The sequence below is a fragment of the Pseudomonas sp. GW823-FHT02E01 genome (assembly GCF_058797535.1).
In genome coordinates this window covers 1-16332 of sequence record NZ_JBXAJS010000001.1, presented here as the reverse complement: position 1 = coordinate 16332, position 16332 = coordinate 1, and the positions used below count along the sequence as shown (strand labels likewise).

The 16332-nt window shown below is 58.2% G+C and carries 9 protein-coding genes and 2 pseudogenes; 7 read left to right on the top strand and 4 right to left on the bottom strand.

Going from position 1 to position 16332, the window contains the following annotated elements:
- Positions 1-119 precede the first annotated feature (119 nt).
- Positions 120-1334 carry a sodium/glutamate symporter gene (gene gltS, locus AC1RDQ_RS00055; protein WP_492585788.1) on the bottom strand — a complete coding sequence of 405 codons (1215 nt, stop codon included), beginning with the start codon at positions 1332-1334 and terminating at the stop codon, positions 120-122.
- A gap of 223 nt (positions 1335-1557) precedes the next feature.
- Complete coding sequence (locus AC1RDQ_RS00050; RefSeq protein ID WP_492585786.1) at positions 1558-2118, bottom strand: lipid-binding SYLF domain-containing protein; 561 nt, start codon at positions 2116-2118, stop codon at positions 1558-1560.
- A gap of 941 nt (positions 2119-3059) precedes the next feature.
- On the opposite strand from AC1RDQ_RS00050, the gene nirB reads away from it, so the two are divergent.
- The 4 genes from nirB to AC1RDQ_RS00030 all read left to right on the top strand — a co-directional run bounded on the left by nirB (position 3060) and on the right by AC1RDQ_RS00030 (position 8263).
- Positions 3060-5621, top strand: coding sequence for a nitrite reductase large subunit NirB (nirB, locus tag AC1RDQ_RS00045; protein ID WP_492585785.1), 2562 nt, complete (start codon positions 3060-3062; stop codon positions 5619-5621).
- Positions 5621-6007, top strand: coding sequence for a nitrite reductase small subunit NirD (nirD, locus tag AC1RDQ_RS00040; RefSeq protein WP_090456004.1), 387 nt, complete (start codon positions 5621-5623; stop codon positions 6005-6007). Before nirB ends, nirD begins: the two co-directional genes overlap by 1 nt.
- A gap of 101 nt (positions 6008-6108) precedes the next feature.
- Positions 6109-6549, top strand: coding sequence for a CBS domain-containing protein (locus AC1RDQ_RS00035; protein ID WP_090456003.1), 441 nt, complete (start codon positions 6109-6111; stop codon positions 6547-6549).
- Positions 6550-6643: 94 nt separating this feature from the next.
- Positions 6644-8263 carry a methyl-accepting chemotaxis protein gene (locus AC1RDQ_RS00030; RefSeq protein WP_492585783.1) on the top strand — a complete coding sequence of 540 codons (1620 nt, stop codon included), beginning with the start codon at positions 6644-6646 and terminating at the stop codon, positions 8261-8263.
- A gap of 66 nt (positions 8264-8329) precedes the next feature.
- On the opposite strand, the pseudogene AC1RDQ_RS00025 reads toward AC1RDQ_RS00030, so the two are convergent.
- Positions 8330-11716 (bottom strand): annotated as a pseudogene (locus tag AC1RDQ_RS00025) (Ig-like domain-containing protein).
- Positions 11717-11949: 233 nt separating this feature from the next.
- Between AC1RDQ_RS00025 and AC1RDQ_RS00020 the strand changes: the two are divergent.
- Both AC1RDQ_RS00020 and AC1RDQ_RS00015 read left to right on the top strand, forming a co-directional pair.
- Positions 11950-12198, top strand: a pseudogene (locus tag AC1RDQ_RS00020) (hypothetical protein); the annotation flags it as partial.
- Positions 12117-12593, top strand: coding sequence for a histidine phosphatase family protein (locus AC1RDQ_RS00015; RefSeq protein WP_492586386.1), 477 nt, complete (start codon positions 12117-12119; stop codon positions 12591-12593). The pseudogene AC1RDQ_RS00020 and the gene AC1RDQ_RS00015, both read left to right, overlap by 82 nt.
- Before the next feature lie 93 nt (positions 12594-12686).
- Here AC1RDQ_RS00015 and AC1RDQ_RS00010 read toward each other — a convergent pair whose 3' ends face one another.
- Positions 12687-13472, bottom strand: coding sequence for a hypothetical protein (locus tag AC1RDQ_RS00010; RefSeq protein WP_057716590.1), 786 nt, complete (start codon positions 13470-13472; stop codon positions 12687-12689).
- Positions 13473-13996: 524 nt separating this feature from the next.
- On the opposite strand from AC1RDQ_RS00010, the gene AC1RDQ_RS00005 reads away from it, so the two are divergent.
- Positions 13997-15655: an arylsulfatase gene (locus tag AC1RDQ_RS00005; RefSeq protein ID WP_057714255.1), complete on the top strand. Its 1659-nt coding sequence runs from the start codon at positions 13997-13999 to the stop codon at positions 15653-15655.
- Positions 15656-16332 lie beyond the last annotated feature (677 nt).

Sequence of the window (16332 nt, the reverse complement as noted above, 5' to 3'; positions counted from 1 at the left end):
GATCAGGGCTGGGGCACTCTCTTACTTGAGCCTATCCTTGCGGCATCGATCCTGCTGCTCCTTTCGTCCGCTTTCCCAGGTTCGGTGTGTCCGGCCGTCCGAGAGCCAGGCCGAGGTCGCTACAGACCACTGAACATGCTGATGATCACGGCATTGACCAGGTCAATGAAAAAGCCACACACCAGCGGCACGATCAGGAAGGCCTGGTGCGCCGCGCCGTACTTTTGCGTCACGGTCGACATGTTGACGATGGCCGTTGCCGTGGAACCGAGGGCAATCCCGCCGAATCCGGAAGCGATCACGCTGGCTTCGTAATTGCGCCCCATAAAACGGAAGACCACAAAATACGTATAGGCGACCGTCAGCAGGATTTGCAGGGTCAATGCGCAAAGAATGAACATCAACGCGCCGCTGAGTTGCCAGAGCTGAAGACCCATCAGGGCCATGGTCAAAAACATGCCCAGACAGATATCGGAGATCAGCGACAGGCCCAGGCTGGCACCGCTCCAGGTTTTCAGTCGCAGGTCACCGACAAAGGCCAGAACGAGGTGGTGAATGACAATGCCGGCGAACAGGCAGCTGACAAACTTGGGCAGGGTGATGCCGGCATCGACCAGCAGCAGGTTGAGTCCATAGCCGAGCATCAGGGTCAGGTTGAGCCACATCCAGGCCCAGAGCACGTCGTAGTAGTCCAGCGCCTTGCTCGGTTGTTGCTCGAGAATGCCGACTTCCAGCTCCGCATCCCTGGACGGCGTCAGTTGATAACGGCGTATCAGCTGGTTGGCGATAGGGCCGCCGATGACGCAAGCAGCAATCAGGCCGACAGTGTTGCTGGCGATGCCCAGTTCGTGGGCGTTGCTGATGCCCAGCTTTTCGACGAAGAGCGGTGCCCAGGCCAGGGTCGTGCCCACCCCACCCGTGAGGGAAATGGAGCCCACCATCAAGCCCGCCTTGGGATCAAGCCCAAAAGCCTCGGCCACGCCCATGCCCAGCGAGTTCTGCAGCAGAATGAACACAGCGGCGAGTAACAGCAGGATCAGCAGCGGGCGCCCGCCCTTGAGCAGTTGGCGCATGTCCGACTTCAAGCCGATGCCGGCAAAGAAATAGAGCAGCAGGGTGTCGCGAACTTGCAGATCGAATTCGATCTGGATATTCAGGCCAAAGTAAAGCAAGGACGTAACCGCCGCACAGACGAAGCCGCCGACGACCGATTCGGGGATACAGTATTGACGGAGAAAGGCGTTGTGCTGGACGAGGGTTTTGCCAAGGAAAAGCAGGAGGATGGCAAGGGTAAAACTCACGAGGCCGTGAACCTGGAAGAGCTGTGAAGTCATTTAAGGCCTACCTAAAACTGAAAAGTCATTATCAGGATTCGGTCATTTAATGTTTAGACCTGGATCAATGAACGGTCGAAACAGCCTTGCTCGTCCAGATGGCTTCCCAATCATCAGGTGCGTCTGTACGCCAGGAGTGAGGACAGCCTAGCCTAAAGGGGAACCCCCATCCGGGTTGGCATAGGCCGCCATCACGCTCCCGATGGCCAGTCAGACGGTGACTTCAGCGCTTGATCAGAGAAATCTTCGTTCCCTCGATACTGACCCCCGCCATTAACCCTTGCTGGTCGAAGATAAACGCGTAGGCGTCGTCTTTGAGCGTCGAGCTGGACAGGTTCTTCGCAACCCCTTCATCCACAAACACAACTGTTGGCCCTACACCGATTTCCCAACCCTTGGTTTTGGCTACATAGTCCACGGCTTTATCGGTCATCAGGAAAACCACATAGCCGTACGACTGGGCGCCGGCCTGCAGCCCCCATGAGCCGCTGACGGAGTTGTAGTAGTTCTCGACTTTCGTGCCCTTCATTAAAACGCCTTCGCCATAACTGCCGCCGAATACAAGTCCTGCCTTGATGATGTTCGGGAAGACCAGCACAGCCTTGGCTTGGTGCGAGATGGTTTCGGAGAATGGATTGGTCTTGTAGAGCGCCTGCAACGCTTGCCGAGCGTCGGCATTCAGATCCTCGGCGGTGGCCGCTGCGGCATTGTTCAGGAAACCGGCCGATGCCAATGTTGCAATCGCGAGGAAGAACGACAGGAGGAACCGCATTGATTGAGTCATTTGCGTACTCCGCTGAGGGAGCAGGGGGATGAGAGCAGCGGCAAGTGCCTGCGTCATGCAGGAACCGAATCCACTGAGGTTATCCGGCGCGCCCTGAAATGTGTGAATTGCAGGCCTCGCTCGTGAATGAAGCCGGCCCGGGGGCCACTGATCATTTGCGCTGCCATCAGCTGTTATGACCGTTGAGTATCGGCCGGGTTCGCTGTCAGTTCTGCTTCTGGCTGCCAGTTTCACTTTATGAAGCGGTCGAATCCCGGTTGAAATCGATTCATCACGCGCTCAATGCAGGCAGCAAAAGGCCCGCGCAATGGCGGGCCTTCTGTTTGGGGTCAAATCCTTTTGTGCTTCCAATCTGCGCTCCATTCTGTGAGCGTTTCGTGAAAAGCATGTCGTCGTAGCAATGAAAAAGCCCGGCGTCGGCCAAGCTCTCTGTAGATGGGCCAAATCCATTTGGCTGATCCCATTGTGATTGGTGGATGTGACGGCGACATGACAGGGCTGACAGGAAAAGCAGATCGAGGCTTCAGTGCTGACAAGCTGTGGAATCGAACGGTCCATGCACTTTTATAAAGCGCCATGCCTAACAACGTGCACCAGTCGGAAGCGCCGCAAAGCGCTATCGCCTGCGGTAGCTCCAGCGTCGTGACAATCCCCTCAGGCTCAAAAGTCAGTGTTTCCAGATAGTTGAAGTCTCTGTGTCGCTGGCTGGCACAAAGGCTGCAAGGCTGACTTCAGGTCCACCTGGAACGCATTCGTGTGGACAGCCCCCTCGGTCAACGACGATCGATTGGCCGAACAGGTCGTGGGCAGCATCGGTGGATCAGGCATAGATGCCTGGTTTGAACACCGCAAAAGAACAGGCAAAGACGCCTGGAACCGAAAGGTTTCAGGCGTTTTTTTTTGCTTTTAAAACCGTGATTGGCTCGGGCTGGGTGCTTTCTATGAATTCCAATGTTGCCACGTTGAACAAGATGCAAACGCTGATCGTGATCGGTAATGGCATGGTCGGACATCATTGTGTCGAACAGCTGATCGAGCGTGGAGCGCTTGACCATTACCGGCTGCACGTCTTCAGTGAGGAGCCGATGCGCGCCTATGACCGTGTGCATCTTTCCGAGTACTTCTCCGGTCGTGATGCCGAGTCGCTGGCGCTGTCCGATGCGTCGCTTTACCAGACGCCCGGCGTTACGCTGCACTTGGGTGTGCCGGTATTGGAAATCGACCGCGCCCGTCGCCAGGTGGTCACCTCGCAAGGTTGCGTCTCGTATGACAAATTGGTTCTGGCCACCGGTTCTTATCCGTTCGTTCCGCCAATCGAAGGCGCCGAAGGTGAATCGCGCCTGGTCTATCGCACCCTGGAAGACCTCGATGCCATTCGGGCTGCGGCGGCCAATGCCCGGCGCGGCGTGGTGGTCGGCGGTGGCTTGCTGGGGCTGGAAGCCGCGAACGCGTTGAAGAGCCTGGGCCTTGAAGCCCACGTGGTGGAGTTCGCGCCGCGCCTGATGCCGGTACAGCTGGATGACCTCGGTGGCCAGGCGCTCAAGGCGCAGATCGAACGATTGGGCGTCGGTGTACACCTGTCCCGCGCCACGCAATCGATCAGTGCGGGCGAGCAGTACCGCTATCGCATGAATTTCGCCAATGACGAATTCCTCGAAACCGACCTGATCGTGTTTTCCGCCGGTATCCGCGCTCAAGACGCGCTGGCTCGTCGATGCGCGCTGGAGATCGGTCCGCGCGGTGGCGTGGTGATCGACGACACGTGCCTAAGTTGCGACCCGAACATCTACGCCATCGGTGAATGCGCTTCATGGAACGGCAGCCTGTTCGGCCTGGTCGCACCGGGCTACCAGATGGCGCGCAGCGTCGCGGCCCGTCTGTGCAACGAAGTCGCCGAGCCGTTCACCGGTGCCGACATGTCGACCAAGCTCAAGCTGCTGGGGGTGGATGTCGGCTCCATCGGCGACGCCCACGGCAACACCCCGGGCGCGCGCAGCTATCAATTCATCGACGAAACCAGCGCCAGTTATCGCCGCCTGGTGGTGGATGCGAGTGGCAAACACGTCCTCGGTGCAGTGCTGGTCGGTGACAACAGCTATTACGACACCCTGCTGCAATACATGCAGAACGCCATTGCCTTGCCGTCGGAACCGGCCAGCCTGATTCTGCCGTCCTCCGAAGGCGCGCCGACCCTGGGCCCGGGTGCGCTGCCCGAGTCGGCCACGGTGTGCTCATGTCATAACGTCACCAAGGGCTCCATTTGTTCGGCCATCGACGGCGGCTGTACGGACCTGGGCCAGCTCAAGTCGCAGACCAAGGCTTGCACCGGCTGCGGCGGTTGCGCCGGCCTGCTCAAGCAAGTGTTCGAGCATGAGCTGATTGCCCGCGGCGTCAGTGTCGACAAGAGCCTGTGCGAACACTTCGCCTATACCCGTCAGGAGCTTTATGCGCTGGTACGGGTAGAGGGAGTGATCACCTTCGAAGAACTGTTGGCCAAACATGGCCGTGGCCACACCGGTTGCGACGTCTGCAAACCGGCGGTGGGCTCGATCCTCGCCTCGTGCTGGAACCAGCCGATCATGGACACGTCGCTGGTGCCGTTGCAGGACACCAACGACACCTTCATGGCCAACATGCAGAAAAACGGTACGTACTCGGTGGTGCCGCGTATTCCCGGCGGCGAGATCACCGCCGACAAGCTGATCGCGATTGGCGTGGTGGCGAAGAAATACGACCTCTACACCAAAATCACCGGCGGGCAGCGCATCGACCTGTTCGGCGCTCAGTTGCATCAGTTGCCGGACATCTGGGCCGAGCTGATTGAAGCGGGTTTTGAGACCGGGCACGCCTATGGCAAATCGACCCGGACGGTGAAGTCCTGTGTCGGCAGTACCTGGTGCCGTTATGGCGTACAGGACAGCGTACAAATGGCCCTGACCATCGAAGACCGCTACAAGGGCCTGCGCTCGCCGCACAAGCTCAAGTTCGCCGTCTCCGGATGCACCCGTGAATGCGCCGAGGCGCAGAGCAAGGACGTGGGCGTAATCGCCACCGAGAAAGGCTGGAACCTCTACGTGGCCGGTAACGGCGGCATGCGTCCGCGCCACGCCGAGCTGTTTGCCACCGACCTCGATGACGCGACCCTGATTCGTTACATCGACCGCTTCCTGATGTTCTACATCCGCACCGCCGACAAGTTGCAGCGTACCTCGGTCTGGCGCGAGAGCCTGGAAGGCGGCCTCGACTACCTCAAGGACGTGATCATCAACGACAGCCTCGGGCTGGGTGAGGAGCTCGAGTCGCAGATGCAGCTGGTGGTCAACCGCTACGAGTGCGAATGGGCCAATGCCCTTAAAGACCCGGAAAAGCTCAAGCGCTTCCGCACCTTCGTCAACGATCAACGCCCGGACCCGGACATCCATTTTGTCCAGGAACGCGGTCAGCGCCGGCCGATCATGGCCGCAGAACTCCACCTTATCCCTGTCATTGAGGAGATTGTCTGATGAGCCAGTCCGATACCCAGCGAGCCTATTCCAGTTCCTCCCTGGTCCATCCCGATGCCTGGCAAGCGGTGTGCAGCCAGGATGATCTGGTGAGTAACTCCGGCGTCGTCGTCTGGCTGGACGGTGCCCAAGTGGCGCTGTTCTACCTGCCGGCTGCCGAAGGCAAGACCCTCTATGCCATCGATAATCATGACCCGCAATCCGGGGCGAATGTCATCGGTCGCGGGCTGATCGGCAGCATCAAGGGCGATCTGGTGATTGCCTCGCCACTCTACAAACAGCATTTCCGCCTTGAGGACGGCAGTTGTCTGGAGTATCCGCAGCAGCGCCTGCGGGTCTGGCCTGTGCGCCTCAACGGAGGCCAGGTGGAGGTCGCGGTGGCCTGACCACATGGATTTCGACGCGGTCTGAACGCTCACTCAATTAATGATTCATGCCTGGCTCCGGCGGAGTCGATGATCAATGACAAACAGTATCGGAGGCTCGTATGAAAACAGCCGCACAACTGCTCAAGCTCAAGGCCGTGCAGAACCGACGGGTGCATAGCATCGCGCCAGACCAGACGGTGCTTGAAGCTTTGAAGATGATGGCCGAAAAAAATGTCGGTGCGTTACCTGTCATGGAGGAGGGGCAGGTGGTCGGCGTTATCAGCGAACGCGACTATGCGCGCAAGGTCGTTCTGCAGGGGCGCTCTTCGGTCGGTACGCCGGTCCGGGCCATCATGAGCGCACCCGTCGTGACAGCAGACAGTCAGCAGAGTATTGAGCGTTGCATGGCGGTCATGACCGACAGTCACCTGCGCCATCTACCGGTGGTGGAGGGCGACCAACTGATTGGCCTGTTGTCGATTGGTGATCTGGTTAAAGAAGCCATCGTCGAGCAGGCCGAACTGATCCGGCAACTGGAACACTATATTCGCGGACATTAAAGCGACCGGGGCAGGGTGGATCGAAGGCCTGTGAGTACATGCAGTTTTCAGATGTGCCGGGGGTCGGGCGGGAATTAATCAGGGAGCATATGACATGGCCAGGTTGAGCACGGCACAACGTATCGTCATCGGCTTTGCAATTGCGCCCTTGGTACTGACAGGTTTGGTGTTGTATGCGTTGCACGATCTGGCAACGCTAAAGGAACAGGCCATGCTGATCGTCAAACGGGACTGGCCGAAAATCGATCCGATCATGGTCATTGCCACAGGTGTACGGGACAACGCCAGGAACACCCGGGACTTGCTGATCGACAAAGACAATCAGCAAGTGCAAGAGGCCATCGATGCCACCAAAAAGCGTATCAGCCTGGCACTGAAAACCCTCGAGCCGCTGTTCGATCTGCCGGAAGGCAAGACCGCCTATGCTGCCCTGAAAAAGAATCGCGAGGCTTACGTCGACGCATTCACCCAGATGCAGGTGTTGATCCGGCAAGGCGCTTTTGATGCCGCGATGGCGCAGTTGAAACAGCACGTCGTCCCTGCCGAACAGCAGGTTTATAAAAGTCTGGACGCCTTGATGGCGCTGCAAGGGCAGATCTTCGCCGACCGTGAAAGATCGGCGCAGGCGCTGTACGAAGAAGCGTATCTGAACATGTTGGGGCTGCTTGCATTCTGCCTGGCCTCGGTCATCGCCGCGGCGGTCATCGTGACGCGCAGTGTCACCCGGCCCTTGGGTGGCGAGCCCGATGATGCCGCGCGGGTCTTGAGTCAAATCGCGCAGGGCGACCTGACGATTCAAGTGCCAGTGAATGCAAATGCCGACGGTAGTGTGATGATGAACATGCACCGGATGCAGCAAAGCTTGAACGCGATGGTCAAGCACATCGCCGTGTCGGTCGATCAGGTGGCCAGTTCGTCGGAAGAGCTGAGCACGGTCAGCAGTCAGACCAGCAGCAGTTTGCAACTTCAGGGCCTGGAGATCGAACAGGCTGCGGCGGCGGTCAATCAGATGACGGCGGCCGTCGACGAGGTCGCACGCAATGCCGTCAGCACCAGCGAGGCGTCCCGGGTTTGCGAGCAAACGGCACAACGCGGCCGCGAGCAAGTTCAGGAAACGGTGGCCTCGATAGGTGCGCTGGCGGACGGCATGATGGATACCTCCGAACGTGTTCAGCAATTGGCCGGACGTGTGCAAGACATTAGTGCGGTGCTGGACGTGATTCGCAGCATTGCCGAGCAAACCAATTTGCTGGCCCTCAATGCAGCGATTGAAGCGGCTCGTGCCGGTGATGCCGGGCGTGGTTTTGCGGTAGTCGCCGATGAGGTGCGGGCGCTGGCTCATCGCACTCATGTGTCGACCCAGGAAGTCGAGCAGATGATTGGCAATATTCGGCTCGATACCGGGCACGCGGTGACCGCAATGCAAAGCAGCGGTCACCTGGTGCAGACGACCCTGGAAGTCGCGCAACGCTCCGGCGAGGCACTGGAGGAGATCACCCGGTCGATCTCGCAGATCAATGAACGCAACCTGCTGATCGCCAGTGCCACGGAGGAGCAGGCCCTGGTGGCGCGTGAGGTGGACCGCAACCTGGTGGGCATTCGTGACTTGTCCGAGCAGATCGTATTGGGTGCCCGACATACCCACGCAGCCGGTCAGGAGCTGGCGCAGATGGCTGGAGCGCTGCACCAGACGGTGGCGCGCTTTAAAACCTAGGCAGATTCGTTTTGCTTGTAGCAAGAGGGCCTCAAGGAGGCCCTCATCGCTAAAGCCAGGTTGTACTCAGTTCGCTTTTATCGGCACCGTCACGGTTTTGCCGAAGGCCGATTTGATGGTCGCCGTCGGGCTAGGCGACGGGCCGCTGCCGGCGGTTGTCACCGCTATGTTCCAGCGCGCGCCTGTCGGTGTCTGCGTCAGGATGGCGGCGCCAAGGTTCACCGTACCGGTTGTGGTGGTGGCCGTTGCCGTGATGGTATTGCCCGTGCCACGGGAGGTGGTGCCGGACAGGACCCAATACCAGCGGCTGTTGCTGCGGGCGGTGACGGTGGCGCTGGTGACGATCAGGTTCTCGTTGATCGCTGCCGAGACCGCCACGGACACCATCGCCGGTTCCGACTCCGCGTTCCTGGCATCGCTGGCGCTATAGGAAAAGGTCGCGGTGAACGGCGCGGGGACCGTGGCCGGTGGTGTATAGGTCACACGCAGGCCATCGGTGCTGACCACGCCCTTGCCGGAGTCCGGTTGCTCCAACCCCACCACTTTGAGTGGCACGTTACCGTCAGGGTCGCTGTCGTTGGCCAGCACGTTGATGATCACCGGTTGGCCGGTGTTACTGATGGCGCTGTCGGGGTTGGCAATCGGTTTTTGGTTATCGCCGTCCTCTTCACGTCTATCGCCAGTGCGGAAGGTCGGCAGCGCGGCGGAATTGACGTAGGTGACGCCGTCCCAGCCGGGCAGGGGGGGTGGCATCAACTGGAACTGGCCGGGGTGCTCGACATCCCAGCGCAGCAGCATGGAGGTGTCCTCGTGCTGAGTGTTGTGGCAATGCTCCAGGTAGGTCCCGGCAAACTCACGGAAGCGGATCGCAATGTCCACGTCCTGCGAGCTGTCGATGCCTTCGCCGATGTTATAGACGTCTTTGCGTGCCCATTTTTCCCATTCCGGCGGCGCCTTGCCGTCACGGTTGAGGACGATGCCTTCTTCGAAGTGCACGTGCACCGGGTGGCTCCAGCCGTTGCCGCCGTTCCTGATTTTCCACACTTCAAGGGTGCCGTCGCCGGAGAAGCCGGCAGGGGTCGGGCCGGTGGCCAGTTGCGGAGCGGCGCTGATGATTCGAGGGTCCATCTGGAAGCCGAAACCACCGTCGGTCTTGATCGTCCAGGGTTCTTCGTCGGTACCGTCGGAGCGGCCGAAGGTGAACTCGCGATGCCGCGCGGCGTTGAGCTTGGCCTGCACCGCCGGGTCGTCACGGTTAAGGGTCAGCGGGATCATGCTTTTACCCACCGGCTTGCCCGGTTTGGCGGGTTCGAAGTCGGCGGGGTTCATGCTCACGTCCTGGCCGGCATAAGGCTGGACCACCATCTGCATGAACTTGCCCACCACCGGATCGCCGGCGTCCCACTCCAGCCCTTTGCTGCCCAGCTTGAGCACCGCCTTGTACCTGCCGGACAGGACATCGGCCAGACTCAGCGGTAATGCCTCCGGCCCCTTGCCGTCGTGGTGCTCCATCAGGTTGACGAAGTACAGCTTGTCGCCGGTCCTGATCCCGTGTTTCGAGAAATTGATGATGATGTCGAAACGCTCGGCGATGCCCATGCTGGGCAGGATGGCGTTGTGGTCCTGCACATCGCCGTCGGCGTCCAGGTCCATGCTGCCGTCGAATGGCACGGCGTGTTCCATTATGTTGCCGTCGTTGGCGATCAAGTGGAACGGCACGCGGGTGTAGGACAGGCCGGAGCCTGTCGGGCCGGGGAACTCGCCACCGGTGCCGATGATTTCACGCACCAGCGCGATCCTGAAGAAGCGCGACACCGAGCCGTTGAGGATGCGGAAACGATAGCTGCGCGCCCGCACGTTCAGGCGCGGCTGGTACTGCCAGTTGACGAGGATCTGGTCGCCGAGAAAACCATCGGTGTTGAACGGGTTGAACCACAGCTGGCCATTGGTATCCCAGGCCTTGTCGGCCACCGTCAGGTTCACATCGTAGTCGCGGTTGCCCCAGGGCAATGCCGAACCGCTGGGCAGGCGCAGGTTGACGCCGTCTACAAACGCTTCGTTACCGCGATCCAGGGCGCTGTAGTAGTTCATCATCGTCGCGTTGCCCTTGTAGACGTTCTGCGCGGTGAAATCGAGCATGTGGTCATGGAACCAGTGGGTGCTCATGGTTTCGCGCCAGTCGCCACGGATCTTGATGCTGCCGTTGTCGCAGGTCTTGAAGCCCGGCGTGGCATCGTTGACGAACAGGGTTTCACCCGGCGCGCAGGGGAACGCCGCGCGCGGATCCTGAGCGCTGGTGTTGATGCTGTCGTAACCGGCCAACTGGATCGGCCAGCGATAGTCGTAGTACTGCCCCGGAAAGAAAAACGCATTGGCAAAGCCGTCGCTTTCGGCCGGGGAGTGGCCGTTGTGTTCATGGGTGCTGAGGGTGTGCAGGCCGAACCCCATGTTGGCCGACGGATCGATCGGCAGGGCGTTGTAGTGGCGCATCAGCACCGGTTGGCCGTACCGCACCATCAGCAGTTTTGGCGGAAAGGTGCCGTCGAAAGTCCAGAGCGCCTTGTGGTTCTGAATCGGCATGTTGGGGTGAAAGCGGGTGTCGATGCCTTTGGTGGTGCCCGTTATGATCGGGTTGTCCGAGGTCTAGTTGTAGAGCCCGCCAGGCCCGAACTCACCGACGGCGTAGTTGTGCAACTGGCGGCGGTCGCGCATGCCGCCGTTGAGCTTGGCGCCAGCTTGAGCGGTCTTGAAGGCGACCTGAGGGTAGAACTCGTTCCAGCGCTGGTGCGACCAGCCTTTTCCTGGCGGACGACCTTCGGCCGGCGAGCCGACCGGATGGCGGTTGAGGAAGGCTTCGATCTGCGCTTTCCACGGGTTGCGGTCCAGCACGTTGGAAAACTGCGACGGAAACGGGTACAGCCCCGGCTGGCGCATGAAGGCTTCCAGCGCGGCGGCCGAAGGGCCGCTGCGGGCGATGTTGTTCGGGTCCTGCGTGGGCGCCGGGCCGACGATCGGAACCGGGAAGGTCAGGGGCGGTGCCGGCAGTGTCGGGTCGAGTTTTTCCGTGCCGAATTCTTCGAACAGCAGCAGTTGCTGAGTGTACGGCTGGGCCCCGAACAACGGGCTGGGCTTGCCGTTGGTGGGGATTTTGAAGGAAGTTTGCAAGTTTGGCGGCAGCACGTTGTCGACCGTTGGCGTGGTGCGGGTGCCGAACACACCGTTGGGCAGGGCGTAGGCGCCCGTGTTGGCGGGTGGCATGGCCTCTATGGCATCCAGCGCAGCCTTGGGGTCGGCCGGCGGATTGGTAAACGCCGAGGGGTCCGTCGGTGGTGGCGGGCCGAAATCATCCAGCGGCGCGGCTTCTGCCGTGGCCAAGGTAAGGAACATCGCACAATGCAGGCTTGATTTGCGCAGCAAGCCGAAAGAGTCGCAAGATGGAGTAGTGCGTTTCATTTTTCACCCCACGCGTGATGCCCCGTCGTCTCCAAATCCGGGGCGACAGCTGTTACGGGTACCAGGGGGTGTGCAACTAATGAGCCATTACTGTAGGGCGAAGAAAAAATTCAATCTAATTAACAATCTGTTTCTAAAGTGTTTTAAGCCAGAGAAGCGGGAGTGGGGAATATTCCTCAAGTTTGGTGGTAAACGCCTGTTTGGGTGGGTGTAATGCCCCATTTATGGCGATAGTCGCGGAGAAGGACCGCACCTTCTTCCACCACAGCAAAACTGAACAAGAGCTTGGCCTGAGATTCCGGGCGCTAGAGCTGACAATCACCGACACGGTGGCGTGGTACCGCGATCCCGATTGGTTCGAGAGTCAAACCTTAAGTTCCCGGAACCGCACTTCTTCCAGATCGAGCAATACAACCAGTCCGAAATTACCAACCAACCCGTCCCGGATGCCAGCATGCAGCTCGCCGCAACCGCCACGGTGATTGTCTCAAGCAGCGCGCCTCGTGCGCTGACCTCCGTCCAGGCTCTTGGCCTGAAGCCCGCCCTTGTCGACGCGCTTTTCTGTGAAGCGCAACTGCCTTACGGTCACTGGAAACTGCCACGGCTATCGCCGTTTACATGGGCATTTATCCTTCGAGTCTTATGGTTATGCGGCTACTCACGCAGAGTCGAATCCGCCGGCACTGCGAGGATGCGCGCCAGCACGGCAGCTCGACGACTTCAGTCCCTTGCCAGCGAAGGACCGGTTCTGCTGCTCGGTCATGGCTTTATGAATCGAATGATCGCCAAACAACTGGTGGCAGATGGATGGATTCGCCAAAAACGTAACGGCAGCCAGTATTGGAGTGCGACGGTGTATCAATATGGCGGTGTTTAAAAGGTGCCTGGACAGATACCTGTTGCTGCTGGTGGCGACAGGCAGAAACCGGCCAAAAGCAGACGCTTAACATGCTCCATTGAGCTTTGGCACTCACTTGGGAAACAACAGTGTAAACGCCACCCGGAATCCCCAACCCTCGGCACCATCTTTCGGACTGTCTGCCCAATAGCGTGGTCCTGCTTGCAGGGTCATGGGTTGATGCCCCACTTTGAACAACTGGGTGACGAACAGGTTGATTGGCACTGACCATTCGCGGGTCTGCCAGTCATAGGTGGATTCGGTGTTGATGCCGAAGGTGGTGTAGGTGTGAGTGGTGTAGCTGAAGAAAGGTTGCAGGAAAGTCGCGTTGACCTTGTCCTTGTCATCCGGCGGGCTGTTTTCCAGCGACCAGATGTGATTGGCCAGAATGCCGCGGGTCCAACCATTGCTCTGTTTGAGGGCCACCACTGTGGGCCCCAACCCCCATTGTTCACTGCTCAAAAGCTCATCGCTGCCGGTCGGAACCAGAATGGCCGGTCCTGCCCCCCAAATCCAGCCACTGGAAGTCGGCTGCTTGGGTGAAAAAAAGAAGCTCTGGGTCACATCTCCCATACCGGATTTGTCCGCCTGCCCGCCAGGTACCAGACCATGCTGATCAATGATCGGCAGGATGGTCCGGGAGATCAGGTTCCACTCGTCATTAATACTGAATGGCAGCACTGGCTGGATGTTGGTGACACTTTGGTAGCCCTCACCGCTCGGGCCGAGTTTTTGGTTCCAGTTGTACTGAATAGGTACGCTGTAGAGTGCGGCGACGGGATTCAGCGTTTGCTTGGCCAGCTCGGCCTGACTATCGGCAGCGAGGCTAATTTCGGGCCATGCCACCGCAAAGGTAATGAAAGGAACAAGTCGAACGCCATTGTTCACTACCAACTCCTTTCTCGAAATTGAGAGCTTGGGTTGTTGTGTCGCGGTTACAAGGCTGAGGATGACCCTGCCGCCAATGAGCTTAGATCAGGTATCTGAACTATGTTCGACGGGGAAAAATACTGTCTCCGGCCAGTCGGATTAACTCGTATCAACTAATGTTCCCTTGAGCCATCGATCAGTCGTCCCCCTCTACAACGGGGCGAAACATTCTCCATTGAAAGGAGTGTCCCTAAACTTTATTAGACCGAAACAGAAGAAGGTTTCTTCAGAAAACTTCTATTGATACAGCCAGAGCACTCACCACGTACATCTGAAAAACCGCACTAAACTCTATCCTGCGCCTTAACTTGTGCATGGTCATGTAGCAAGGGGGAAATGATTCTGTACTCAATACCTAGGCTAATTACTCGGTGGTCAACGCACCAAGTGTCAATGTAGTTGTGCACTCATCACCAGGTTGCCAACACAATGAAACAACGAGGATTGCTGGTATGGACAAGCTATCGGATCGTTTCAAGCTGTCTGTCGTGTTTGCTGCACTATTGTCATTGAACGGGCTTGCTCACGCCGCTCAAACGGAAAAAACCAATATCCTGTTTATCGTCTCCGACGACACCGGCTATGGCGACTTGGGTCCCTACGGCGGTGGGGTTGGTCGCGGCATGCCTACGCCCAGTATTGATGAGCTGGCGGCAGAAGGTGTTACTTTTTACTCTTTTTATGCGCAACCAAGCTGCACGCCTGGTCGGGCGGCCATGCAAACCGGGCGCATCCCCAATCGTAGCGGCATGACCACCGTGGCCTTCCAGGGCCAGGGCGGTGGCTTGCCCGCCGCCGAATGGACGCTGGCATCGGTGCTGAAAACCGGTGGCTACGACACTTATTTCACTGGCAAATGGCATTTGGGTGAAGCCGACTATGCCCTTCCCAATGCTCAAGGTTATGACGTGATGAAATACGTCGGCCTGTATCACCTCAATGCCTACACCTACGCAGACCCGACATGGTTCCCCGACATGGATCCGGAAACCCGTGCGATGTTTGAAAAGGTCACCAAAGGCGCGTTGTCCGGCAAGGCAGGTGAAAAGCCGGTCGAAGAGTTCAAGGTCAATGGTCAGTACGTGGACACACCTGTGGTGGACGGCAAACCTGGCGTGGTCGGCATACCGTTCTTTGACAACTATGTCGAAAAAGCTGCGTTGGAGTTTCTAGACACCGCGGCCAAATCGGACAAGCCGTTTTTCATCAACGTCAACTTCATGAAAGTGCACCAGCCGAACATGCCAGCACCGGAGTTCATTCATAAGTCCATGTCCAAGTCCAAGTACGCCGACTCTGTCGTCGAACTCGATACTCACATCGGCCGCATCATGGACAAGCTCAAGGCACTCGGCCTGGATAAAAACACGCTGGTGGTTTACACCACTGACAACGGGGCCTGGCAGGATGTTTATCCGGATGCCGGCTACACCCCATTTCGCGGGACCAAGGGTACAGTGCGTGAGGGGGGTAATCGGGTACCAGCCATTGCCGTCTGGCCAGACAAGATCAAGCCGGACACGAAAAACCACGAGATTCTCGGTGGCCTGGATTTGATGGCGACGTTCGCCTCTGTGGCTGGCGTGAAGTTGCCCGAGAAAGATCGCGAGGGTCAGCCAATCCTCTTCGACAGCTATGATATGACGCCAGTACTCACTGGCAACGGCCCTTCACCGCGCAAGGAGTGGTTCTATTTCACTGAGAACGAATTGTCCCCGGGTGCGGCCCGTGTCGGAAACTATAAGGCCGTATTCAACCTGCGCGGCGATGATGGCGCGGCAACCGGTGGTCTGGCCGTGGACACTAATCTAGGATGGAAAGGCGCAATAAAATACGTGGCCACCGTGCCGCAAGTCTTTGATTTGTGGCAAGACCCGCAAGAGCGCTATGACCTCTTCATGAACAACTTTACTGAGCGTACCTGGACTATGGTGCCGATCTCGGCGGCGATCATGAAGCTAATGAAAACCTACGTCGATTACCCGCCACGCAAATTGCAAAGCATGGGTTATGACGGGCCGATCGAGCTGTCGCAGTACCAGAAATTCCAAACCGTGCGTGATGCCCTGAAAAAAGAAGGCATCAACTTGTCGATGCCAAACGGCAACTGATTAAATCAGCTGAAAAATGGCGGCCTCATCAGAGGTCGCCATTTGACGTTAGTGAGTAGTCGTGAGTTCCTAACGGAAATCGACGCAAAATCAGTGGTCTTCGAAATCGACGATGATGCGCTAATCCACTTGCTTACCCGGCAATCGGGCAGGTAAGGCTTGCCGGCTTATCTGCAAGGCTGAACGGTCATCCTGATGGCCGAACTTCAACCACTTTTGAAAGGCAGCTATGGGTTGTGGATTCAACCGGTCGCAGATCACTTTTATAGCGCATGACGCTTGTGTCAGCCCAAAATCGGGGCACTGGTCATTATTGTTTTCAAAAACCGACATGTGAGTGTCGGTGACAAATAAGTCGTCGTTTATAGGCATCTCTCGCGTATGTGCTACGAATGTCCACAAGCTTGATAAGCACAGGCTCAAAATCAAGCGTTTTCCTTATGGCTCCCACCCTGCAAACCCTCAGCGTAGAGACATTGGGTGATGTCGTTTTTGGATCCGTTCAAACATATGTAATTGGGTATGACCTTTGCAGGTTGAATAGGAACAAACCCACCCACTTTTGGATGGGCGTATAAAAAGAGCCTTTGCCTGAGGCCAATCACCCGCTTTGTGTGAGGAGATACCGCGATGACGACGTTCAACTCCGGGGCCCAACCCCAGAACCGTGCGCCTCA

Coding starts and splice junctions, on each gene's coding strand:
- gltS (WP_492585788.1), bottom strand. CDS start 1,334: ATGACTTCACAGCTCTTCCAGGTTCACGGCCTCGTGAGTTTTACCCTT.
- AC1RDQ_RS00005 (WP_057714255.1), top strand. CDS start 13,997: ATGGACAAGCTATCGGATCGTTTCAAGCTGTCTGTCGTGTTTGCTGCA.
- AC1RDQ_RS00035 (WP_090456003.1), top strand. CDS start 6,109: ATGAAAACAGCCGCACAACTGCTCAAGCTCAAGGCCGTGCAGAACCGA.
- nirB (WP_492585785.1), top strand. CDS start 3,060: ATGAATTCCAATGTTGCCACGTTGAACAAGATGCAAACGCTGATCGTG.
- AC1RDQ_RS00030 (WP_492585783.1), top strand. CDS start 6,644: ATGGCCAGGTTGAGCACGGCACAACGTATCGTCATCGGCTTTGCAATT.
- nirD (WP_090456004.1), top strand. CDS start 5,621: ATGAGCCAGTCCGATACCCAGCGAGCCTATTCCAGTTCCTCCCTGGTC.
- AC1RDQ_RS00050 (WP_492585786.1), bottom strand. CDS start 2,118: ATGACTCAATCAATGCGGTTCCTCCTGTCGTTCTTCCTCGCGATTGCA.